Below are 26,072 nucleotides of genomic sequence, written 5' to 3'. Positions count from 1 at the left end.
AAAATGAGGATAATATACGGCTCAACAAACCTAACGATATTTATGATTGAATATATTTTATTACTAATTAGTACCGCCCTGATTAACAACTTTGTCCTAGTGAAATTTCTAGGGCTTTGTCCTTTTATGGGGGTATCCAAAAAGATTGAAACCGCAATAGGTATGGGATTAGCCACCACATTTGTGTTGACAGTGGCATCGCTTTGCTCTTATTTAGCGGATACCTATTTGCTTGCCCCATTTGATGCCAGCTATTTACGCACTCTGGTCTTTATTTTAGTGATTGCGGTGGTGGTGCAATTTACCGAAATGGTTATTAATAAAACCAGCCCAACCCTTTATCGCTTATTAGGTATTTTCTTACCGCTAATCACAACAAACTGTGCGGTATTGGGCGTCGCCTTACTTAATGTAAATTCAGCCCATAATCTAACCCAATCAGTGGTTTATGGTTTTGGTGCCTCGGTGGGATTTTCTTTAGTCTTGGTTTTATTTGCCGCATTGCGTGAGCGTTTAGTCGCCGCCGATGTTCCAACGCCTTTCAAAGGGGCTTCCATTGCATTAATTACCGCAGGGCTTATGTCATTAGCCTTTATGGGATTCACAGGGCTAGTAAAATGATCGCTCAACTTTCTACAACGGGCTATATTGTTATTATTGTTGCCCTTGTCGCCATATTAGCCTTGATTTTTGGAGCAATTCTAGGGTTTTCTGCTACAAAATTAAAAGTGGAAGCCGATCCCATTGTAGAAAAAATTGATGCACTGTTACCGCAAAGTCAATGTGGACAATGTGGCTATCCCGGTTGCAAACCCTATGCCGAAGCCATTGCTAATGGCGATGTGATTACCAAATGTGTCCCCGGCGGACAACCTTTAGTGGTGAAATTGGCAGATTTGCTTGGCGTTGATGTGCCACAAACGGAATTTGAAGAACAAGCCCCTTTACCTAAAGTAGCATTTATTGATGAAGAAATGTGTATCGGTTGCACAAAATGTATTCAAGCCTGCCCCGTTGATGCCATTATTGGTAGCAATAAAGCTATGCACACTATTATTCCTGATCTTTGTACAGGCTGTGAACTTTGTGTCGCCCCTTGTCCCACAAACTGTATTAGTATGGTAACGGTAAAACCTGATATTGAGCATTGGAATTGGAAATTTGATCCTAATTTGGTGATTCCTGTGGTGAATACGGAAACAAATAAGCGAGTAATAGGGAAATGACGGATATATTAACAGCCTTTAATTCAGGGCAATTATGGGATTTTCCCGGCGGTATTCATCCCCCTGAAATGAAATCCCAATCCAATGTATTGCCTATTAGCCAATTACCCTTAGCACAGGATTTTTATATCCCCGTGAAACAGCATGCTGGGCAAGCAGGTAATCTTTTAGTGCAAGTGGGCGATAAAGTTCTGAAAGGGCAAGCCCTAACTCAAGGAAATGGCTTGCGTGAGTTGCCGATTCATGCCCCAACCTCAGGGGAAATTGTGGCTATTGCCCCTTATGTTGCCCCACATCCATCGGGTTTATCGGAGCTGACTATCCATTTAAAAGCTGATGGCAAGGATCAATGGCAGGCACAAAATCCTATTGAAGACTTTCTTAGCCAAAGCCCAGAACAATTAATTGATAAAATTTACCTTGCAGGTATCGCAGGTTTAGGGGGAGCCGTTTTTCCGAGTGCTGCCAAAATTAAAGGGGCAGAAAATCAAGTTAAATTGTTGATTATTAATGGGGCAGAATGTGAACCCTATATTACCTGTGATGATCGCTTAATGCGTGATTATCCACAAGACATTCTCGAAGGCACAAGAATTTTACGCTATATTTTACGCCCTGAAAAAGTGGTTATTGCCATAGAAGATAATAAACCCGAAGCCATTCAAGCCATTCAGCAACAACTTGAGGGAGCGAATGATATTGAGTTGCGCGTGATCCCCACTAAGTATCCTTCTGGTGCGTCAAAACAGCTTATCCAAGTGCTGACAGGTATGGAAGTGCCAAAGGGGCAACGTTCCTCTGCCATTGGGGTATTAATGCACAATGTAGGGACAGCCTTTGCAGTAAAACGTGCGGTCGTCAATGATGAACCTCTGATTGAACGAGTGGTTACCCTCACAGGCGATAAAATTCCCCAACCGAGAAATTATTGGGTAAGATTAGGGACGCCCATTTATCATTTATTACAGCAAACAGGCTATCAATATGATGAGCGTTTACCTGTATTTCTTGGTGGCCCTATGATGGGCTTTATGTTGCCGAACTTAAATGCGCCAATTACCAAAATCGCAAATTGCATCATTGCCCCCGATCATTTTGAGTATCAACCCGCCCCTGAAGAGCGAGCTTGTATTCGTTGTTCTGCTTGTTCCGATGCTTGCCCTGTTCAGCTTATGCCCCAGCAATTATATTGGTTCGCTCGAGGGGAAGAACACGAAAAATCGGAACAATATAGCCTATTTGATTGCATTGAATGTGGGGTTTGTGCTTATGTTTGTCCAAGTCATATTCCCTTAATTCAATATTTCCGCCAAGAAAAAGCCAAAATTTGGGATATAAAGCACAAAGCCAAACTTTCCGAAGAAGCTAAAGAACGCTTTGAAGCACGCCAAGCACGTTTAGAGAAAGAAAAAGAACAACGTTTAGCACGAGCCCAAAAAGCCGCAGAACAACGGCGTGAAGAATTAGCCAACCAACAGGGGATCGATCCTGTGCAAGCCGCTTTGGAACGTTTAAAAGCGAAAAAAGCCACTTCCGAACAGCCGCAAACTGAGCAAAAAACCTTAACAACGGCTCAAGGGGAAGTTGTGCCAGATAATGCAGATATTATGGCACAGCGTAAAGCTCGCCGTTTAGCGAAACAGCAAGCTCGAATCAATGATGATAAACCAACATCGCCAGCTGCCAATGGGGATAAAAAATCTACTGTTGCCGCTGCCATTGCTCGTGCTAAGGCGAAAAAATTGGCACAACAAGGGGGCGAACAGCCTAGCGAGGCAAAAAGTGCGGTGCAAAATGAAAACGTTTTAACCGACAACACCAAGCCAGAAGATCCCCGTAAAGCAGCGGTTGCCGCCGCTATTGCTCGGGCTAAAGCGAAAAAATTGGCACAACAAGGGGCTGAACAGCCTAGCGAAATAGAAAGTGCGGTGCAAAATGAAAACGTTTTAACCAACAACACCGCGCCAGCAGATCCCCGTAAAGCAGCGGTTGCTGCTGCCATTGCTCGGGCTAAGGCGAAAAAGTTAGCACAACAAGCGACTGAACAGCCTAGCGAGGCAAAAAGTGCGGTGCAAAATGAAAAGGTTTTAAGCGACAACACCACGCCAACAGATCCCCGTAAAGCAGCGGTTGCTGCCGCCATTGCTCGTGCTAAAGCGAAAAAGCTAGCACAACAAGGGGCTGAACTGCCTAACGAAGCAAAAAGTGCGGTACAAAATGAAAAAGTTTTAAGCGATAATACAACGCCAGCAGATCCTCGTAAAGCAGCGGTTGCTGCTGCCATTGCTCGGGCTAAAGCGAAAAAGTTAGCACAACAAGGGGCTGAACAGCCTAGCGAAATAGAAAGTGCGGTGCAAAATGAAAAAGTTTTAAGCGACAACACCACGCCAACAGATCCCCGTAAAGCAGCGGTTGCCGCCGCCATTGCTCGGGCTAAAGCGAAAAAGTTAGCACAACAAAATGCACAAAACCAAGATAAATAGGGAAACAAGATGTTTAAAATAGCAAGCTCACCCCATACCCATTCTGGGAAATTAACCGCTCGCATTATGCTTTGGGTAATGTTGGCAATGTTGCCCGCCATCGCTATGCAAGTGGTGTTTTTTGGTTATGGGGTATTGATCCAAATTGCTCTTGCCATCAGTTTTGCATTATTGCTTGAATTGATGGTAACCAAATTGCGTGCGAAACCCCTTTGGTTTTATCTTTCCGATCTTAGTGTTAGCCTAACGGCTTTAATTCTTGCGGTGGCAATTCCGCCTTATGCCCCTTATTGGGTCATTTTAATTGGAACCTTTTGTGCGGTGATTTTTGGCAAGCACGTTTACGGCGGCTTGGGACAAAATATTTTTAATCCTGCCATGGTAGGTTATGTGGTGTTACTTATCGCTTTTCCATTACAAATGACCTCTTGGCTCCCTCCGATTCAGTTATTAAATGAACCGCCAAGCTGGACAGATGCTTACCAACTAATTTTCTTTGGGCATACTAGCGATGGTTTTAGTTTATTGCAATTAAGTGCCAATATTGATGGGGTGAGCCAAGCAACACCTTTGGATGCGGTAAAAACAGGGCTAAAAACTACCGCACTGACACAAATTGAACAATCGCCTATTTTTGCACAATTTGCAGCGATGGGCTGGTGGCAAGTGAATATGGCTTTTTTACTGGGCGGGCTTTTTCTCTTGTGGAAAAAAATTATTCATTGGCAAATTCCTGTGGCAATGTTAGCCACCTTTACCTTATGTGCAAGCATAACTTGGATCATTGAACCTGAACAAGTGATGTCGCCGTTACAACATCTTTTCAGTGGAGCGATGATGTTATGTGCATTTTTTATTGCCACCGATCCTGTTACGGCGTCCATTACGCCAAAAGGCAAACTCTATTTTGGTTTATTGGTGGGGATTTTACTCTATATTATTCGTTTTTATGGTAATTATCCTGATGGCGTGGCTTTTGCCATTTTATTAGCCAATATTTGTGTTCCATTAATCGATCATTATACTCGCCCAAGGGTATATGGTCGTCCTATGAAGTAAGGAAACCCTATGCGATCCATTACCTTAGGTTACGCCTTTATTTTGGCATTAGTGGCATTCGTTTGTAGTGCCATTTCAAGTGGTATTTATTTTTTAACCAAAGATCCTATTCAACAATCTGTGGCAAAACAACAAAAAGCCTTATTGTTAGAAGTCGTACCTCAAGGCTATTTTGATAATGATTTATTGGCAAGTTGTGTCAAACCTAATATACCTTATATTGATAAACTTTATATTGCTAAGCAAGGGGATAAAATCAGTGCTTATGCTTTTGAAACTGTTGCCCCTGACGGTTATTCTGGCAATATTTATTTATTAGTCGGGCTAACGCCAGCAGGGGAAGTGCTGGGCGTGCGTGTCATCGCTCATAAAGAAACCCCGGGATTAGGGGATAAAATTGAAACGCGTATTTCCGATTGGATTTTATCCTTTAATCATCGTATGTTGGATAAAGCCAATTTGTCCTCTTGGGCTGTCAAAAAAGACGGTGGAAGTTTTGATCAATTCGCTGGGGCAACCATTACGCCTCGCGCCATTGTCAATCAAGTAAAACGATCTGCATTAACGATGTTAGAGCATTTTGATGCAAACGAGCAAATGAAGAGTTGTGATCTATGACAAATAATGAAAATATTGAATATGAACCTCTTACAACCAATAGCGAACCTGTGGCAAAAACAGAATCGGTATGGAAAAAGATTTTCTTACAAGGCGTTTGGAGCAATAACTCGGCATTGGTGCAATTATTGGGCTTATGCCCCTTATTAGCGGTATCAAATACTGCCACAAATGCTTTAGGATTAGGACTTGCTACCCTGTTAGTTTTAACCTGTACCAACACCATTGTCTCAATTTTTCGCAAGCAAATTCCTAATGAAATTCGTATTCCGATTTATGTGATGATTATTGCCACAACGGTAACGATGGTGCAATTATTGATGAATGCCTATACCTATAGCTTATATCAATCTTTGGGGATCTTTATCCCCTTAATTGTGACTAATTGTATTGTGATTGGACGGGCTGAAGCCTTTGCCTCAAAAAATAGTATCGCTCAATCCGCTTTTGATGGCTTTGCCATGGGGCTAGGTGCAACCTTGAGTTTATTTTTATTGGGGGCATTGCGTGAAATTTTAGGTAATGGCACCTTATTTGCAGGCATTGAAAATTTATTAGGAAGTTGGGCAAAAGGATTGAAAATAGAATTTTTTCATTTAGAAAGCCACTTTTTATTAGCTATTTTGCCTCCTGGGGCATTTTTAGGTTTAGGCTTATTATTAGCATTAAAAAATATGATTGATAAAAAATGAATAAACAAAAACGTATTGAAATTTTAACAAGGTTAAGGGCGGATAATCCCAAACCAACCACAGAATTAAATTATAAAACCCCTTTTGAGCTGTTAATTGCAGTCATTCTTTCCGCACAAGCCACTGATAAAGGCGTAAACAAAGCTACGGCAAAATTATTTCCCGTTGCGAATACCCCTCAAGGGATTTTAGATCTGGGCTTAGAGGGGTTAAAAGACTATATCAAGACCATCGGGCTTTATAACAGCAAAGCAGAAAATATTATCAAAACTTGCCGCACTTTATTGGAAAAGCATCAAGGGGAAGTGCCTGAAGATCGTGAAGCCTTAGAAGCCCTTGGTGGTGTAGGGCGTAAAACCGCCAATGTGGTATTAAATACCGCCTTTGGACACCCCACTATTGCGGTAGATACCCATATTTTTCGGGTATGTAATCGTACTGGGTTTGCACCGGGCAAAAATGTGGTTGAAGTGGAAAAGAAATTACTTAAAGTTGTGCCTGATGAATTTAAATATGATGTTCATCATTGGCTTATTTTACTGGGACGTTATACCTGCATTGCTCGCAAACCACGTTGCGGATCTTGTATTATTGAAGATCTTTGCGAATATAAACAAAAAACCGACATTTAATCTGGAATTAAGCATAAATTATGAGTATAAAAAAAACTGAACGACAAACTTGGTCAAGCAAACTTACCTATATTATGACCGTTGCTGGTGCCACCGTTGGCTTTGGTGCTACCTGGCGTTTTCCTTACTTAGTGGGCGAAAATGGTGGCGGTGCTTATGTGTTATTATTTTGTATTGCTATGTTAGTCATAGGTATCCCAATGATTTTAGTAGAAAATGTGATTGGACGGCGATTAAGAGTGAATTCTGTTGATGCTTTTGGCGACAAATTGCAGAATAAAAACATCTCTAAATATTGGAAAATACTCGGCTATATGGGGCTATTAGGGGCTTTTGGCATTATGGCTTATTATATGGTGTTAGGTGGCTGGGTACTAAGCTATATTATCAACCTTATTTCAGGACAACTGGATATATCTAGCCCAATCAATAAAGATATCGCCCAACATTTTTATGATAACAGTATCCAAGCCAGCCCTTTTGCCATTATGGGATACACCTTTATCTTTGTTATCATCAATTACATTATCCTCGCTAAAGGCATTATTGGCGGCATTGAACGCTCAGTGAAATACTTGATGCCCTTGCTCTTTATTTTCTTAATCGGCATGGTTATCCGCAACATTACCCTACCAGGCGCCGCAGAAGGTATTATCTATTACCTCAAACCTGATTTTTCTAAAATTACCCCACAATTATTTGTTATGGTATTAGGGCAAGTGTTTTTTGCCTTAAGTCTTGGTTTTGGTGTGTTAATTACTTTATCAAGTTACCTCAGTAAAGAAGAAAATTTAATTCAAACCGCAATTATCACAGGCTTTACCAACACCATTATCGCCGTATTAGCGGGCTTTATGATCTTCCCATCCTTATTTAGTTTTGGCATCGCCCCTAATGCAGGCCCAACCCTAGTATTCCAAAGCCTACCCATCGTTTTTTCTCACTTATGGGCAGGAACATTTTTTGCTGTTATCTTCTTTAGCCTATTATTTATCGCCGCACTCACCACCTCTTTAACCATTTACGAAGTCATCATTACCGTATTACAAGAAAAGCTCAAAATGCGTCGCAGCAAAGCCATTCTTTTAACGCTAGGTGGCATTTTTATCTTCGGTAATATTCCCGCCATTTTAGGGGATAATCTCTGGAAAAATGTGACGTTATTTGGACGCAGTATTTTTGATAACTTTGATTACATCAGTGGCAATATTCTCTTTATGCTCACCGCCCTTGGCTGTGCCATTTTCGTAGGCTTTGTGCTAAAAGATGACGCCAAAAAAGAACTCTCCCCCACCCCAAATTCTCGTTTTACCCGTATTTGGTTTAACTATGTAAAATATGTTGTACCTTTAATTATTTTACTGATTTTTATTAGTAACCTTATTTAATACAAATAAGAAAAACCTACCACTTAATGGGTGGTAGGTTTAAATATAAAAATATTATAGTAGTATCACTTTAACATAATAGGGTTGGCACGCCTCTCTGTATTCTTTGTACGGTCTTCAGCATTTGCCCTATCTTATTTTTAATTGAAACGCTCATAATAGCCGAGAAACGATACTCAATAATTTTAAATAAAGTGCGGTAAATATCCAGCAATTTTTTACTAAAACACCATTCCCAAAATCATTGTTATCCTGTATAATCCCGCCGCAATATTTTTTAACATTAACCTTTATAAAGAGAGATATTGCAATGCTTAGAATAATCAAAGAAGCCTTAACATTTGATGATGTTTTGCTTGTTCCAGCCCATTCAACGGTCTTACCTAACACAGCCGATTTATCCACTCAATTAACTAAAACCATTCGTTTAAATATTCCGATGCTTTCTGCCGCGATGGATACCGTAACTGAAGCTCGTTTAGCCATTTCATTGGCTCAAGAGGGCGGTATTGGTTTTATTCATAAAAATATGTCCATTGAGCGTCAAGCGGATCGAGTACGCAAAGTGAAAAAATTTGAAAGCGGTATTGTCAGTGATCCCGTTACCGTTCGCCCTGATATGAGCTTAAAACAAGTGGCGGAATTAGTTGAAAAAAATAAATTCGCTGGTTACCCTGTTACTTTGGAAAATGGCGATTTAGTGGGCATTGTTACAGGGCGTGATACCCGTTTTGTGTCGGATTTGAGTTTACCTGTGAGTGCGGTAATGACGCCAAAAGAACGCTTAGTGACTATTCGTGAAAATGCGCCTCGTGAGCAAATTTTTGAATTAATGCATAAACACCGTATTGAAAAAGTGTTAGTGGTTGATGAGCATTTTAAATTAAAGGGTATGGTTACCTTAAAAGACTTCCAAAAATCGGAGCAAAAACCTAATGCCTGTAAAGATGAATTTGGTCGTTTGCGTGTTGGTGCGGCAGTAGGGGCAGGTGCAGGTAACGAAGAACGGATTGAGGCATTAGTGCAAGCTGGGATTGATGTGTTATTGATTGACTCTTCGCATGGTCATTCTGAGGGCGTATTGCAGCGTGTGCGTGAGACACGTGCAAAATATCCTGATTTACCGATTATTGCCGGTAATGTGGCGACCGCTGAAGGGGCGATTGCTTTGGCTGATGCTGGGGCAAGTGCGGTCAAAGTGGGAATTGGTCCTGGATCAATTTGTACTACACGTATTGTTACTGGGGTAGGTGTGCCACAAATTACGGCCATTGCGGATGCAGCGGCTGCCCTAAAAGAGCGTGGTATTCCAGTGATTGCTGATGGCGGTATTCGTTTCTCTGGCGATATTGCTAAAGCCATTGCGGCAGGGGCATCTTGTGTGATGGTGGGATCAATGTTTGCAGGAACAGAAGAGGCACCTGGGGAAATTGAACTTTATCAAGGGCGTGCCTTTAAATCTTATCGTGGTATGGGATCGCTGGGAGCGATGGCAAAAGGCTCTTCCGATCGTTATTTTCAAACCGATAATGCCGCTGATAAATTAGTGCCTGAGGGAATTGAAGGGCGTATTGCTTATAAAGGTTATTTAAAAGAAATTATTCATCAACAAATGGGTGGTTTACGCTCTTGTATGGGCTTGACGGGCTGTGCTACTATTGACGAATTGCGTACCAAAGCACAATTTGTTCGTATCAGTGGAGCTGGTATTAAAGAAAGCCATGTGCATGATGTGGCAATTACTAAAGAAGCACCGAATTATCGAATGGGCTAATTTTTAATTAAGTGGGCAATGATGCCCACTTTACTATTTTAGAGAGACAATATGAATAATATTCACAATCACAAAATCTTAATTTTAGACTTTGGTTCTCAATATACTCAACTGATTGCTCGCCGAGTGCGGGAAATTGGGGTGTATTGTGAACTTTGGGCGTGGGATGTGAGCGAACAGGATATTCGTGATTTCAATCCTAACGGTATTATTTTATCTGGCGGCCCAGAAAGCACCACAGCCGAAAATAGCCCTCGTGCTCCTGAATATGTGTTTAATGCGGGTGTACCTGTGTTAGGTATTTGTTATGGTATGCAAACCATGGCAATGCAATTAGGCGGTTTAACGGAAAGCTCAAAACATCGTGAGTTTGGTTATGCGGCAGTTTCGTTGCAAAATCCGACCGCACTTTTTGCCGATTTAGATGACGGTGAACATCAGTTAGATGTTTGGATGAGCCATGGCGATAAAGTTACGCAATTACCACCGCACTTCCAAATTACAGGTATTACTCCAACCTGTCCGATTGCGGCAATGTCTGATGAAAGTCGTCATTTCTACGGTGTGCAATTCCACCCTGAAGTTACCCATACCAAGAGCGGTCTAAAATTGCTACAAAATTTCGTCGTGAACATCTGCGGTTGTGCCACTAATTGGACAGCAGAAAATATTATTGAAGATGCAGTCGCTCGTATTAAAGCTCAAGTAGGCGATGACGAAGTCATTTTAGGCTTATCTGGCGGCGTAGATTCTTCTGTTACCGCATTATTATTACATCGTGCGATTGGCAAAAATTTACACTGTGTCTTTGTGGATAATGGACTATTACGCCTTAATGAAGCGGATCAAGTGATGGCAATGTTTGGCGATAAATTTGGTTTAAATATTATTCGTGTTGATGCCGAACAACGCTTCTTAGACGCACTGGCAGGAATTGATGAGCCTGAAGCAAAACGTAAAACCATTGGAAAAGTCTTTGTTGATGTGTTTGATGATGAAGCCAAAAAACTGAATAAAGTAAAATGGCTTGCACAAGGCACCATTTATCCCGATGTAATAGAATCTGCCGCTAGCAAAACAGGCAAAGCCCATGTGATTAAATCTCACCATAATGTTGGCGGGTTGCCTGATTATATGAAGTTAGGTTTGGTTGAACCATTGCGTGAATTATTTAAAGATGAAGTGCGTAAAATTGGTTTAGCCCTGGGGTTACCTGCGGAAATGCTCAACCGCCACCCATTCCCTGGACCTGGATTAGGCGTGCGTGTACTGGGTGAAATCAAAAAAGAATATTGCGATTTATTACGCAAAGCCGATGCGATTTTTATTGAAGAGCTTTACAAAGCGGATTGGTATTACAAAGTAAGCCAAGCCTTTACGGTTTTCTTGCCAGTAAAATCCGTCGGAGTAATGGGCGATGGACGTAAATATGATTGGGTCGTTTCATTACGTGCTGTTGAAACTATCGATTTTATGACCGCCCATTGGGCACACTTACCTTATGACTTATTGGGTAAAATTTCTAATCGTATTATTAACGAAATCGATGGCATCTCCCGAGTGGTTTATGATATATCAGGAAAACCACCTGCGACTATTGAGTGGGAATAAAACATACGCATTTCAATGATGTTCAATTCATTTCAAAAATAGCTAAAAGCCTTGTTATTACAAGGCTTTTTTATTTCTTTCTATTTCACTCTATTTCATATTATTTTAATTTTTTGTCGGTTATTTTGACGGTAATAATGACAGAAAAATGCTAACAGATACAAAAATCAAATCTTTAAACCCAAAAGATAAAGTTTACAAAGTTTCAGATCGTGATGGGCTTTATGATTCGTTTTTATTTTAAAATAGCAAACCACTATAAAAATAAAAAAGAAAAGATAAACAAGTTACAATTAATAAACAACATAATTTTTTAACCATTCTAACAAAAAACATTTTATTACTCATAAAATCTACTTTATTCTTACACTCCTATTATACATTTATGTAACTACTCTTAAAAGTTATTATATTTTATATAATACTATAAATCATTTTTATCCCTTACAAAATTATTCCTTACTTCTTTAGATAATATTGAAATAAACCTATCCTCTTTTTCTTTCTGAATTTTTTTATCAGTCTTTTTATAAGTCCAATTTTTATCTGAACCATAAAAATACAATAATAAATATAATAAAGATATTGGTATCGTACAACAAATAGTCGCTATAAAAGGATCTTTAAAATTTATAATATCCCAAACCCAATAATTATATCTATAAGAATAATATAGAAATCTTAAACCATATTTTAATATAAATAATAAAATATACACATATATATTTAGATATAGATTCCAGAAAAAAACATAGCTTAGAGGTGGACAATTTTTTAATTTATTTAATTTATTTATTTATTTATTTATTTATTTATTTATTTATTTATTTTATTCATCATAATCCTCTTTCATTATAATATATTTTAAATTATTACTATCCCCTAAATATTCACTAGCGCCTCCAACTATAACAGGACTAATTACATAATCTAAAAACTTATTTCCTGATTTTAATGTTGATAATTTAATACTCCCAATACTACTACCAACGGCCCCCAAAGTATTCCAACCATAATCCTCATTATTCTCCGCTGCCAATAAACCTATACCTATATTAATGCTAATTTGCTGATCTAACCCTCTACCTCTTGTCAATACTGTTGATAATTCCGATTGTAATAAACTATATGGATCATATTCTCCACCTTGAGAAAGTTGATAACCTGTATTCGCTATCCCTGTGGTTATTATATCTGTTGTTAATGGATATTTTTCTGCAAGTTGTCCCATCTTATTTAACACGGGAAGTGTTGATGCTCCTTTAGCTACAATACACTTCGCTTTAAACCTCCAACCTCAATGACTATTTTAATTCATTTTGCCTCGATTATGTGACTATCCACAAAATCATATAGACTAAAATACTTCTACCTCAATCTATTATATTTCTTATCGTATTTTTCATTATAACGTCCGAAATTATCTCTATTTTTCTCTTTTTGAGTTTTATAAAGTAACTGATTTTGAATTTCTTCACCAAACAGCATTAAGGTGAATGAAACTGTAAACAACATAATCACTCGTCTAAAATTATAATCTGACATAAAAAAATCCATTTGATCAATATTACCTGTATCTAAATAAAGCTTTAACCAATATGAAAATTCATAACATACAATTAAAATTATAGTATCTTTAATAGAAAAAATAATTCTATTTATTATTCTTTTTATCATATTATTTGTCCTTATCGTTTGGAGAAATATATCTATTGTTCAACTCAGAAACGGAACTACCTATAACAGGTTTCATAATATCTAATTTAATTGGAATATTTCGTTGTATAACATCACTTATAATACTACTCTGAACATTTTATCCTGCCCATATAATGGAGATTTATTATTAAGATTAGCATCTATATTTGCACTTATTGCACCTGCAGAAATAGATGCTCCCAAAGATGGATAAACAATATAAGGCGTTGATAATCCCACTTTAATCACTTCTTCTGGATCAATTCTTCCTGTATCTAAATATTGTGCTCCCGCATTAACCACGCCGCCTATAAAAGCACCCTGTGCATATTGTGTTGGAGTAATTTCAGATATTGACTGCAATCCTTTCTCAACACGATTTGCTACATTATTTACAACTCCTAATTGCTGTGGATTATAGCTATAATAAATCCCCTCATTTAAAGCAATTTTTCCTTTAGTAACTAACTGATGGGTGGATTTCTCTACTTTCAGCGCAGATTGCAGAGCAAGGTTATTTAAAGCCGTACTTCCTTTACTTGTAATACTAAGTGGAGTTCCTCCACTTAATAAGAATAATCCTTCTGAGGTTGATTGAGCTAATTGATAATCCGTTGAATTATAAATCGCTTTATAACGACGATATTTTTCATCTAACCCGGGTATAAATACTTTTAACTTAGGTCCTAAATCCGCTTCTGCACGAGAACTTAATACCGATAACATCATTCCTGGATTATTATTCAACCATTCAGCTACCCATTCCTTAAGTTGATCAACCTCATACGAGGTTAAAGACGTTGGATCTGTTTGATAGCGGACTAATAAATCATCACTGATTTTATCTTTTGCCATATAATAAGAAATCATTTCTACATCTTGTTTGCTTAAGACTTTTTTCTGGTTTATGCGTTCAAGTATGGCAATCTCTTTTTCTGATAAGAAATTATTCTCCACCGCATTTCTCGAGACTTCTCCGCCCAATGTCGCTGAATGACCCAATGAGATACTATCTTGCCCTGATTGTGATAAACCACCTGCAACGGCTCCCGCTAACTGGCTTAATACCAATACCTCTTGTTTTTCCTGCTCTGTCAATTCACTCGCGGATTTACCATAAAGCTGTTCACTAATGACTTTCGCTCCAAGCTCTCCTACCCCGGCAGCAACCGCACCTGTGCTTGCCTGACCGCCTAATAATTCAGCCTCTATGGCTCCCCATAATATATGCGCTGGAATATTAAGTTCAGGGTATTGCTCCGTGGCTTGTTTAATTGCTTGGTTAATATAAGGTGAGGCGACGCCTGTTGCAATAGACTCTGTGGGTTTACCCGCTAAAACTAGCCCTAACCCTGTCGTTATCGCCTCAGCAAGACGTCTATGTGCGCCTCCTATTCGCCATTTATCTGCCTCTGTTTGTAACGCTATTGCTTGAGCCATATGCTGTTCAGCTTGATGTTTATCTCCCTGTTGTAGAGCCTTTTCTGCCGCTTGTTGCGCTTGCGTCGCTTGGTCATTAAGCTCTTGGGCTTTCGTTGCACCATAAACCCCTACCGCTTTGCGGATTTCACTCACACTAGCTTGGATTATTTTTTGTTCTTTTAATACCCCTTGAATATCTTTTACTTCGGCGACCTGCCTATTACTATGAGATAATTCCGTATTTATCCCTAACGCTGCCGCACTGGTTTCTATCGGTGCGCTGTCTTTATTTAATACAATACGCCCTTCTGTTAAGGTCGATTTTGTCACGCTGCTATCATGACCAAAACTGCCTAACGGTAACCCTGTTGACAAGGTTTTTCCTAAACTTTGCGCTTTACCATTCTTTTCCGATTGACTTGATGAAGGTTGATTTTCTGTATTTTTTGCTTGTTTTCCGCTAATACTCCCTTCTAACGACCCACTAAAAGCGCCATAATCACTGCGGTTATCAATATCTCGGAAAGTGATTTGATTGGTGATTAATTCACTGTTCACTGTATTGGTACTACTTATTACACCTCCCACTAAATTGACATTATTCGCCTTGATATGATAACCGCCATCACCAATAAATAACCCACTTTGCTCTTTCACTTGTTCATAATAAGCATTGCCGCCACTCAATGAGGCTGAGCCACTAAACTGCCAAGCACTCCCAAAACCGCCTTCTACATGAACCCTTACTCCGCCTTGATGTGATTTGCTTTTTATTCGGTCTTGCTGACTTTCTATATGCAAATCGCCACCCACATCAATATAAGCCTTATCTGCATAAGCCGCTGCCCCTGTTAATATTGTGTAATGCTAAATATTCTAATTTATCATTAAGCATATTTTTCCATTAACTTCACAAAAGGCTTATAATGTGGTTCATACTCAGCTAAAGCACGAAATGATTCTAAGATACTTTCATCTGAATCTTCTGATCTAACATAATGTACATTCCCTCCCTTTTGCAACATCAGTCTCAAAACATTTAATTTATTCGGCATAATACCTATTTGCGATAAAGGAGTAATATTTCTTTTAGACGGAATATTTGGATCCGCACCAGCATTTAATAACACTATTGCAGCACCTGCATTAGCAACCCCCATAGCTTTAGATAATGGCGTCATGCCATAACAATCTTGTGCGTTCACTGGCACACCATGACGAATATAAAAATTAATTGTTCTTGGTGGTGACTTCTTAAAAAAGCCTAAATTACATCTATGTAACCAATTCCATTGATACTCTTCTGTTATTTCTAAAATATCTAATAATTTCTCTTTAATAAATATTCTTTCTAAATATTTTATATCTCCCCTAAAATTAGCTTTTTCTACACGTTCTTCAAGAATTGTTTTGCTTATTTCTAATTTAGACATCATTTATTCCTCATATTAAAAACTTCTTTATAAATTATCAGAAAATACATTAACATAATCATTTAATTGCTGTTGAGTTAAATTCAATTCTTTTGCGGCTAATGATAAACGACGATACTCCCAACTAAAAGCATATAGGCTAAAACATTTTCTGCTTTAGCCTATGAATAAAATTAATTCCTAAGCATATTTTTCCATTAACTCAATTACAGGCAAAAAAATCGGTTCATCATATCTATATTTTTTTATCCCTTCTAAGATACCATGTTGACCGTTATAAAAATGCACATTTCCACCTTTTTCCAACATTAACTCTAATAATGCTAGCTCCTTTGGCATTCCACTTATATATGCTAACGCTGTTGCATGATCTCTATCTGGAATATTCGGATCTGCCCCCGCATTTAATAACGCTATCGCAGCTTCCGCATTTCTTGCTTGCATCGCGTAATGGAGTGATGTCATTCCCGCTCCATCTTGGGCATTCACTTCTACACCATGAGTAATATAAAAATTTACTGCGTCTATTGCTGCCGCTCTTCTTGGATTTAAATTACATCTGTGTAACCAATTCCAATTTTCAACCTCTGTTGCGGCTAAAATATTCAATAATTTTTTTTCAAAAAAGATTTCTTTTAATAATGATATATCCCCTCGACAATTTGCATCAATCACTAATAGTTCTGGATCTTCCTTTTTAATTTTTTTTTCTTCATTCATTATTTATTCTCCTCTGCTAAAAATTTATTCATATCCTCAAGAATATCTTTAATATTATTCTTACCAGGCATCTCATTTTTATGACTACGGTTAATTGAACGATTTTCTAATCTAAATCTCTCAGGACGTGCATTCACATAATCATTTAATTGCTGTTGAGTTAAATTTAATTCTTTTGCCGCTAACGATAAACGACGATGCTCCCAACCGTAAGCATGCCCTATATCTATCGGTCCTTTAATCAAATTTCCTTTACTATCTAAATAATCACCATTAGATAATTCCTTATATTCCGCAAAAATTTTCTGCAATGTTTCCGAGCGTAAATAAGAACGGTTATATAGACCATCAACTGGATCACCTGTTGATAAATAACGTCCTGTTTCAGCATCAATCCGTTGATGGAGACGATTAAAATGGGGCTCTGTTATTTGATGATTAAGGGTTTCAAAACGGTTAGTATCTTTTTGTATCACTGTCACTTGTTGACCATTTTGATCGGCAAATTGATAAGCTTTATAACCATCAATATCATCTATTCGTTTCGCCCCCTCTGGTAACGCATGCCAACAGTCATTATGTACCCATACCCCTTCATTCAAGCTATCTTTACCTTTCACAAAGTAACTGTGGTCTTGAGCAACCGTTAAGTTATAAGCCTGTAATGGTTCTTTTTTAATGGTTACTCTTTCTACCCTTTGCCATCGGTTACTTTCTGACAATAATTTAAAGCCTGCTTGTAAATGCTCAGCGTTTATCCATTTACCATTTTCAATCTGACCTTGATAATTATGCCCTGCTGATTGTGGGGTGTTGTTATCCATTGCTACTTGAGCAAAGAATGGGTGTATTTTATTTGATATGATCGTTTGGGTTTGTCCTTGACTATCTGTAATTTCAATGTAAACACGATAATCATAAGGATTGCTATAATGGGCTTGTACCTGTTGATAGGTGCTGATCCCTGTAACCGCATTTTTGGCTAACACTTTATCGCCAACATTTAAGTTGGCTATTGCAGTATAGCCTGTTTGCGTTTTGACTTGCATATCACCATGGAATGAACAAGTTAAACTAACAGGAGAAGTTTTAGGTATATTAGTACGCTGAGCAACAAGTTTTATACTATCTTTGGCAAGACCGCCTATGCCTGTTATAGCACTGATTACGCCTAACTCCGTTGAGAGGTACACTTCCATTCGTTTTAAATCAGCCTCTCTTGTTCTTCCCATTGCTTCTAATCTATCTGCCTCTGCTAACTGTTGCTTTATTTCATCAGAGGTATTTTCTAATGGTGATTGAACAAAATCCTTAATTGCCTGACCTATTTCTTTCAGTTGAGATTGTGCCTCGCTATCGCCGATAATGGCTTTTGAAGTAATATCAATTAATTCTACTGAACCATGAACCCCCTCTTTGGCGATTTTAATTAATGCCTCTTTAGCAACATCTTCCATATAAAGGTGACGAGCTTGTCCATATTTTTCGGCAACATCAAGATAGTAATTTGAGGTAGGTTGATTAATTTCATTCATTAGCTTGTCATAACTATGATAAGCTGCAGAAACAGTAAGCAATTCCTTAGCACAACTATTTGTCATGCCTGCACGACAAGCTGCGGCTAATTGCTCACTCCGAGAATGATATAAAGCATGTAGTTCAGCAATGCGTTTACCTATTTGACTACAATCTTCTCCTTGGCTTTTACATTCCGCATTTTTCTCCATTAACTTGACTAATTCTTCTGCCTCATGCCTAAATAGGTAGTTATTCTCCACCGCATTTCTCGCGACTTCTCCGCCCAATGCCGCTGAATGCCCCAATGAGATACTATCTTGCCCTACTTGTGATAAACCACCTGCAACGGCTCCCGCTAACTGGCTTAATACCAATACCTCTTGTTTTTCCTGCTCTGTCAATTCACTCGCGGATTTACCATAAAGCTGTTCACTAATGACTTTCGCTCCAAGCTCTCCTACCCCAGCGGCAACCGCACCTGTGCTTGCCTGACCGCCTAATAATTCAGCCTCTATGGCTCCCCATAATATATGGGCTGGAATATTAAATTCAGGGTATTGCTCCGTGGCTTGTTTAATTGCTTGGTTAATATAAGGCGAGGCTACGCCTGTTGCAATAGACTCTGTGGGTTTACCCGCTAAAACTAGCCCTAACCCTGTCGTTATCGCCTCAGCAAGACGTCTATGTGCGCCTCCTATTCGCCATTTATCTGCCTCTGTTTGTAACGCTATTGCTTGAGCCATATGCTGTTCAGCTTGATGTTTATCTCCCTGTTGTAGAGCCTTTTCTGCCGCTTGTTGCGCTTGTGTCGCTTGTTCATTAAGCTCTTGGGCTTTCGTTGCACCATAAACCCCTACCGCTTTGCGGATTTCACTCACACTAGCTTGGATTATTTTTTGCTCTTTTAATACCCCTTGAATATCTTTTACTTCGGCGACCTGCCTATTACTATGAGATAATTCCGTATTTATCCCTAACGCTGCCGCACTGGTTTCTATCGGTGCGCTGTCTTTATTTAATACAATACGCCCTTCTGTTAAGGTCGCTTTTGTCACGCTGCTATCATGACCAAAACTGCCTAACGGTAACCCTGTTGACAAGGTTTTTCCTAAACTTTGCGCTTTACCATTCTTTTCCGATTGACTTGATGAAGGTTGATTTTCTGTATTTTTTGCTTGTTTTCCGCTAATACTCCCTTCTAAAGACCCACTAAAAGCGCCATAATCACTGCGGTTATCAATATCTCGGAAAGTGATTTGATTGGTGATTAATTCACTGTTCACTGTATTGGTACTACTTATTACACCTCCCACTAAATTGACATTATTCGCCTTGATATGATAACCGCCATCACCGAGAAATAACCCACTTTGCTCTTTCACTTGTTCATAATAAGCATTACCGCCACTCAATGAGGCTGAGCCACTAAACTGCCAAGCACTCCCAAAACCGCCTTCTACATGAACCCTTACTCCGCCTTGATGTGATTTACTTTTTATTCGGTCTTGCTGACTTTCTATATGCAAATCGCCACCCACATCAATATAAGCCTTATCTGCATAAGCCGCTGCGCCTGTTAATAAGGTATCCCCTTTACTTTGGATAAATAAGCTCTCTGTATCAATACGGCTATTTTGTTGGGTCAGGCTTTCATATTCATTTTTTCCTTTACTAAAACCTGCTTTACCATAAAAAGACCAACCCGTTTTGGCGCCTACACTTACCGCTGTGCCTACCTCTACTCCGCTACTTTGGTTTTTACCCAAAAATTCTGAGTAATCTTGCCCTGAATAAAGATGAATTTTTCCTTTCTCTGCACTTAATATCACTTTGCTGTTAGCTAAACGATTGCCTTGTTCATCTCGGTTACTTAATAAGGTATGCTCTCCATGAATATCTCCCTCGCGAGCAACCAAACTCACCTCTCTGCCATTTATTACATTACCTACACTTAATCGTTGTTTGCCATAATTATCTTCCCGAGCATGACTAAAACCCGTTCCACTTTCTGCCCTAAATAATACGGCATTATCTTTGTTATTTAATACGCCTTGTAAGGTTTTATAAGTAGTATAACCCTGTGCTGCCAGCCCCATTGCTTGAGCAGCTTTCACTCTATCACTTGCCTCTTTATTGTCTATTGCCTGCTCTGCCGCTTGAATTACATCAATAATCGGAGAGATTATCCGAGAAAACTGACCGATTTTTAAATCACTACGATGAGATTGGCTATCCTCAAGATTATAAGCACTGCTCATATTTATAGATTTTGCACTTAAAAATACCCCTTCTTGGCTTAATAACTTCGCACTTGTCTGATTAAAATCTCCACCAGCATATATCTCTACCTTATCATTTAAGCTGGCTACGGTCGTAGCACTATGACTAACCTGTTGTTGATTGCTATTATCAATTAAGCGGTTATAACCAGAAAAACGTTCGGTATCCGATATTGCCACCGTACCAATACTTTGTCCTTTATTACTTTGTGATTGTTGATAACGGCTCTGTGCAGTATCAAGCTGAATATTCCCCCCTGCATAAATGCGATTACGTCCCTCACTCACAATTTGTGCACCTTTAACCATCACATCGCCCTGTTGAGCTATAATATGACTTTCTCCGCCAAAGGATAAAACGGTTCCTTGTTGTGATAACGAATAGGCTTGACCTTGATTTTTATCATAATAGGCACCAAACGCATCTTGTCCTTTCCTAGCGAGATCAATTTCTATACCATTCCGTTTTATATCACTTTGTTGTTGATTAGATGTATTTGCACTGTCTAATATAATATTCCGTTTTGCTATTAACCGACCTTCTTGTTTAGCACTTAATACCGCCCCTGTCGCAACAATATCTTTTTCTGTTGCAACAAGTGTTAAATTACCACCTGCATCAATTTGACTCGCTAATGCTGTCTGTTGTGATTGATATTGCTGTTGTTGCTGCCGATTAGCGTATAAATAAGGCGAACCAGGTGATTTCACTTGATTAAAAGTATTCATTATTGATTCATTTGTAGTAATGATTTTCCCTACTATTCCTGTCGCCGATCCCTGATTTGCTTGCTTTTCATAATCTCTTTTAAACATTTTTACCGGATCGATACCAACACTCACGCCAAAACCTGCTGCTTTTTGTTTAAATTGTGATGATTGTTGGTTGGTTTGATAAACACTGTTTATATCAATTTGTGCAGCTTGCAAATGGGCATTTTGCCCAGCTTTGAGTTTCGCCCCATCTATTGTTAATGCCCCTTGTTCAACAGATAAACGTATCTGATTTTTAGCTGAAAGTTGACTCACCGCAGCAATAGACTGATGCTGTTGTTGATCAAATTGAGAACGTTGATATTGAAAACCAATTTTTGCAACACTATTTGTTAGTGCCGATGAAATCCCTGTTTTCTTGTATTTTTGCCATTCTTTTTGAGAATAATGGTGATAATCAGCCGCAAGATGTATTGATTGTTTCGCACTAATGTCAATATCTTGTTTGCTTGATAATTGACTATTTTTTAACATAACTCTATCAGCTTGTAACTGAATTTGTTGAGCATTAAGCTTACTTGCTCGTTGCTCTGTTTGTCTTGTTTGTAGAGAACTTTCATAACTACTTGAACTAAACAATCCTTTATTTTTCACATAATGATATTCATCTAATTCGTGGTATTCCGCTACACTATCCAATATAAGTTGATTTTCCGCCAATGCCACCAATTTCTGTTGGCTATTGATTTCACTACCACTAATATGAATATCTTTACCTTGTAAAAGAACATCGCCTTGACTTTGTAAATGAGTTATCACCGCTGATTGTTCACTGACTTTTTGTTGATGATGTGCTTCACCTTGCCGGCGATGCTGTTGTTGCCCCATACTACCAATATTTAATTGTTGAGTAGCACGAATTTCGGTTTGTTTACCATCGTTACGAATGATTATCCCGCTAAGTTCAATATTGTCACCATTTAGGCGTAATGCACCTTCCGCATTTTTCACATATAATTTCGCTTGACGATCAAGATTCTGACGAGAGAAATGATAATTTTGCTGTTTTATTTCATCTGTTGCTAAGGTATTACTTAATGTAAGATGATGTGCTTTAAGCATAAGGTTATCTTCCACTTCAATTTCTCCGCCTTGCACGCTGAGACGCTCCTTAGCTTGCAAATTAGCCTGGCGAGCAATAATGTTACCTTGATGTTCAATATTATGACCACGAAGCAAAATATTATTTGCTATAAATTTTCCTGTATTGCGAATTGTGCCTTGGCTATCAATATAAATATCATTAGCTTGGAATCCACTGTGCAATAAAGTTCCTAATGATTGTACATCTTCTGTCGAATCTTGATGTTTTATTCTCCGCGACATAACATAAACTTTAGGCTGATAAACCTGTTGAATCCGTCCATCAGGTAATCTAACTTCCTCTAACTCAAACCATACTATATCACTAGTTAGGTTTTTGACTTGCTCTGCACTTAATTTTATCCCTACGGAAAGATTAAATTGTTTTGCAAAAACAATTCCATTATCCATAAGTTGCTTATATTGCTCTTCAAAAGCCCGTCGATCACCGTTAAATGTTTTTCCTGTGAGTTGATGCAGTTGCTGAGCCACTTTTTGTTGTTCATAATATCCGTCACCAAGTCGTTTATGTACATGACTATGCTCATAACGAAGAGCATTAAACATATACTCCCCGCTTAACCATTGCCGCCGATCAGTAAAACGAGAATCCGTTTCAATCAGAGGACGATTATTAGGCTCAGGATTTAATTGATAAAGGCTTGATGTAGGCAAAAGTTGTTGAGCGAGGGTATCAGGTAAACGCTGGGCATCAAGATCATTAAATTGATAATTTTCAAAAAACTGTGCAACAGGCAAGGTTATACTTTTTGTTTCTTGAGACAGTAACCCTGTATAATATGAAGTATTTTCACGACGATATTTAGAACGTCCACTCCCCGTTTTACTGCTCCGTTTACGTTCATAACTATAATAATGATTGCCATAACGCTCGCTCACTTGGCTACCTTGAGCATGAATGTTATCAATATCTCCTCCGCTTAAATAAGCGACTCCACCAAGAATAATTTGGCTTTTATCATTAATAAATTGCTGGCTTTCCACGCTAAGATCGCGACCAATAGATATTTTACCTGCTTGGCTTTGTACGACAGTATCCGCTTTAATCCGTTGTTTATCAATGTTTTTTACCCAATAATCTGTATATTCTGCGCCTCGTCTAGCTAATAATTTTTGATTATGTTGTTTAATTTCACGGCTTAATTGTTCAAAAGCAAATGAGTTATCCTCTACCCATTGTTTATATAATGCGAATGTTGGAGCAAGTGAGGTTATTTGTTGTTGATATTGTGCTAACTCTTGTTCATAAAGAGGTAATTTTTGCTGATATTCTTCTAATACTTGTTGATAACGGACTAACGCCTGCTGATAACGGAGTTGACTACGACGACTGGAGCCATCTTGTTTCGGCTCTGTGGGTTTTATCAATGGAGTAGGTGCCGTAGGCAATGTAACATGAAGTAGCTTATCACCAACACTTTTACGTTGTTGCGTTTGAATACCAAAAGCAAGCCAAACGGGATTATCTGGAAAATAATAGCTCTTCGGATTTAATTCACAATCTGCACTATTACCACTTAAACATTGATTAACTTCAGGCAACAAATAAGACTTTACATCGCCATTGGTAGGTTGAAGGGCTTGTTCAAGCTTAGGCATATAAGCAACTTGATTGCGTGTTTTACCCCGATTAAGAGTGCGATATTGCATATAGTCTTGTGCAATACGAAAATGATTTTCATCGCTACCTTTCGGTACAATATAAGACCAATTTACGGGCTGCTCAGCAATGATTTGTTGTTCAGTACGGAAAAATGCATTGTTATTTTCAATATAATTTACTCGCCAATGCCCATTTGCGGCTTCAATCAATCCACTACGATTCACTAAGCGCTCTGCTTTCCCCGTTGTATGATAGTTACTATCTAAATACTCTCCAATAAATAATCCGCCTAGACTTATTAAGCTCGTCGCTTGTTCTGGATAACCCGTATAATAACGACTTTGATTAATCACTTCTTTGGCTCCAATATCAAAACGTTCACGCGCCGCGATAACAGGAGATCGAATTTCACCTTGTTCAGATATTTCATCTTGATTAAACAGTTGTTGTGTTTCAATAGCAATATGATCACCAAAAATTCGCCCTGTTCCTTGATTAGTCAAGACCTGTGCTTTTATCAATGTTTGTGAAAGAGGAAGTGATAATGTTGAGGATTTTTCTTGAATATCACTAATACGGCTATTAATCACGCCTTGATTAAATAACTGTTCAGAAAGGGCAATATCAATATATTGTCCTTGTATCTCGCCTTCTCGCTCTTGTGTCAAAGATTGTGCTTTTATATCAACCTTGTTCTTAGCAGCAATACCACCAACCTGTTTTATTGTCTCTTTTACCTGCCAACTCACATCGCCTTGTTCCGACAATATCAAGCCGCTTTGCTGATTACTCCCTTTCGTTCCCTTAATGCTGACATTTTGTTTACCCTGTATCAGCCCCGAATTATCCAATAATCCAGCTTGTGCTAATAGAGGATTATTTTGCCCTTGAATACGAATTTTACCCCCAGCAATCACCTTTCCTTGAGATTGATTTTCTATCTTACCATTGCCTACCAACAGGATTTCTTGGATCGCTTGTATTTGCCCTTGATTAACCACATTCCCCGCACTATCAACCACGACATCGCCCGCGGTTGCACCAATATGCCCAAAATTACGTACCCCTAAACCTTGTTCTGTGCCAATTAAATGAATTTTGCCTGCATACATTCCTCCTAATTCTCCAATATCCACTGCATAATATTGCTCTGGTTGGGAATGGGCCGTATGACGATTTTTGCTGTTAATAATTTGTACGGATTGATTATTATAGCTAACTTTATTCTGACCAGTTGTTACCTTCAATCCTTTATTTGCCCAAATACCTGCGTTAATATCAGCGTGGCGAGCAATAATATCAGTATAGTCTGACTGACGATTATCCATACCTTTGCCACTTACCTTAACGGCTCCTTGTTCTACAATAAATCCTGTCAGTTCACCATCTTGAATCTCTACTTTCCCTGTAGTCATTGTGGTTCTATTCGCATTAATTACACCGCAACCTTCACAATGCAAACCACTTGGGTTAGCAATCACAATATCGGCTTTTTTGCCAGCGACTTCAATATATCCCTTTAACTGACTTGGCTTGCTACTATTGACCTCATTAACGATCACTTTCGCCTCTCCAGCGGCTAAATAAGGATTACCTTGTACCATTCCAGCCAGTTGGGTTGAAGTCGCTTTACGACTATTATTTAAAATCGCCCCTTTCTTATCCACATCAAATTGCTGATAGCGGTTATAAGACAACCCTTTTTCATTGGGCGTTTGAATATTAACTTGAGGGAGACCATTTGCCGTTTCTAATACGATTGGGCGTTGATGATCCGCTGCGCTTGGATCAGAAACGATCATTAATGGCTCTGCTTGAGCTGGTAAAACACTGACAAAGCCTAATGCGAGATAACAAGCGAAAGATAAAAAAGTTAATGGCTTATTTACATAAAGTGCGGTCGCTTTTTTAATTCTTTTTGTGCTTTCTGTATTGGATTTACCACCTGTTTTAGCTAACTCAGAAACCACCACGAAACGACTAAGGCTTTTATTAAAGATCACACGATAACAATATTTATTCATTTCCTATCCTTAAT

16 protein-coding genes are annotated in these 26,072 nt (G+C 38.7%); 10 read left to right on the top strand and 6 right to left on the bottom strand.

What is annotated here, in order from left to right; genetic code table 11:
* Positions 1-42 precede the first annotated feature (42 nt).
* The 10 genes from rsxA (at position 43) to guaA (ending at position 11,483) form a co-directional block, all read left to right on the top strand.
* Positions 43-621: an electron transport complex subunit RsxA gene (gene rsxA / locus EV694_RS00630; protein ID WP_132687808.1), complete on the top strand. Its 579-nt coding sequence runs from the start codon at positions 43-45 to the stop codon at positions 619-621.
* Positions 618-1,226, top strand: coding sequence for an electron transport complex subunit RsxB (gene rsxB, locus EV694_RS00625; protein ID WP_132687805.1), 609 nt, complete (start codon positions 618-620; stop codon positions 1,224-1,226). Before rsxA ends, rsxB begins: the two co-directional genes overlap by 4 nt.
* Entirely contained in the window at positions 1,223-3,709 is a 2,487-nt protein-coding gene (gene rsxC / locus EV694_RS00620; RefSeq protein WP_132687802.1) for an electron transport complex subunit RsxC, read from the top strand. The genes rsxB and rsxC overlap by 4 nt, the downstream gene beginning before the upstream one ends.
* 9 nt (positions 3,710-3,718) lie before the next feature.
* Positions 3,719-4,768 (top strand): electron transport complex subunit RsxD, encoded by a 1,050-nt coding sequence (gene rsxD / locus EV694_RS00615; protein ID WP_132687799.1) that lies wholly within the window; start codon positions 3,719-3,721, stop codon positions 4,766-4,768.
* Between the two features lie 9 nt (positions 4,769-4,777).
* A complete protein-coding gene (gene rsxG, locus EV694_RS00610) occupies positions 4,778-5,386 on the top strand; it encodes an electron transport complex subunit RsxG (protein ID WP_132687797.1) in 609 nt (202 codons plus the stop codon).
* On the top strand, positions 5,383-6,078 hold the full coding sequence (locus tag EV694_RS00605) for an electron transport complex subunit E (RefSeq protein WP_132687794.1): 696 nt from the start codon (positions 5,383-5,385) through the stop codon (positions 6,076-6,078). The genes rsxG and EV694_RS00605 overlap by 4 nt, the downstream gene beginning before the upstream one ends.
* Positions 6,075-6,710 carry an endonuclease III gene (gene nth / locus EV694_RS00600; protein ID WP_132687791.1) on the top strand — a complete coding sequence of 212 codons (636 nt, stop codon included), beginning with the start codon at positions 6,075-6,077 and terminating at the stop codon, positions 6,708-6,710. Before EV694_RS00605 ends, nth begins: the two co-directional genes overlap by 4 nt.
* A 20-nt stretch (positions 6,711-6,730) precedes the next feature.
* Complete coding sequence (locus tag EV694_RS00595) at positions 6,731-8,098, top strand: sodium-dependent transporter (protein WP_132687789.1); 1,368 nt, start codon at positions 6,731-6,733, stop codon at positions 8,096-8,098.
* Between the two features lie 310 nt (positions 8,099-8,408).
* Positions 8,409-9,872 (top strand): IMP dehydrogenase, encoded by a 1,464-nt coding sequence (gene guaB, locus EV694_RS00590; protein WP_132687786.1) that lies wholly within the window; start codon positions 8,409-8,411, stop codon positions 9,870-9,872.
* A gap of 51 nt (positions 9,873-9,923) precedes the next feature.
* Entirely contained in the window at positions 9,924-11,483 is a 1,560-nt protein-coding gene (gene guaA, locus EV694_RS00585; protein ID WP_132687783.1) for a glutamine-hydrolyzing GMP synthase, read from the top strand.
* A gap of 829 nt (positions 11,484-12,312) precedes the next feature.
* Here guaA and EV694_RS00575 read toward each other — a convergent pair.
* The 6 genes from EV694_RS00575 to EV694_RS00550 all read right to left on the bottom strand — a co-directional run bounded on the left by EV694_RS00575 (position 12,313) and on the right by EV694_RS00550 (position 26,058).
* The gene (locus EV694_RS00575) at positions 12,313-12,714 is read right to left on the bottom strand and encodes a hypothetical protein (RefSeq protein WP_165865476.1); all 402 of its coding nucleotides are present in this window, start codon (positions 12,712-12,714) and stop codon (positions 12,313-12,315) included.
* Positions 12,715-12,851: 137 nt separating this feature from the next.
* The gene (locus tag EV694_RS00570; RefSeq protein WP_132687777.1) at positions 12,852-13,160 is read right to left on the bottom strand and encodes a hypothetical protein; all 309 of its coding nucleotides are present in this window, start codon (positions 13,158-13,160) and stop codon (positions 12,852-12,854) included.
* 117 nt (positions 13,161-13,277) lie between these two features.
* Positions 13,278-15,461 (bottom strand): VENN motif pre-toxin domain-containing protein, encoded by a 2,184-nt coding sequence (locus EV694_RS00565; RefSeq protein WP_279386848.1) that lies wholly within the window; start codon positions 15,459-15,461, stop codon positions 13,278-13,280.
* Positions 15,462-15,490: 29 nt separating this feature from the next.
* A complete protein-coding gene (locus EV694_RS00560) occupies positions 15,491-16,036 on the bottom strand; it encodes an ankyrin repeat domain-containing protein (protein WP_243645941.1) in 546 nt (181 codons plus the stop codon).
* Positions 16,037-16,216: 180 nt separating this feature from the next.
* Positions 16,217-16,756: an ankyrin repeat domain-containing protein gene (locus tag EV694_RS00555; protein WP_132687768.1), complete on the bottom strand. Its 540-nt coding sequence runs from the start codon at positions 16,754-16,756 to the stop codon at positions 16,217-16,219.
* Complete coding sequence (locus EV694_RS00550; protein ID WP_132687765.1) at positions 16,756-26,058, bottom strand: two-partner secretion domain-containing protein; 9,303 nt, start codon at positions 26,056-26,058, stop codon at positions 16,756-16,758. The genes EV694_RS00555 and EV694_RS00550 overlap by 1 nt, the downstream gene beginning before the upstream one ends.
* Positions 26,059-26,072: the final 14 nt, after the last annotated feature.

The sequence above is a fragment of the Volucribacter psittacicida genome (genome assembly GCF_004339025.1).
Taxonomy (GTDB): Bacteria; Pseudomonadota; Gammaproteobacteria; order Enterobacterales; family Pasteurellaceae; genus Volucribacter; species Volucribacter psittacicida.
This window is presented reverse-complemented; position numbering and strand designations above follow the sequence as displayed.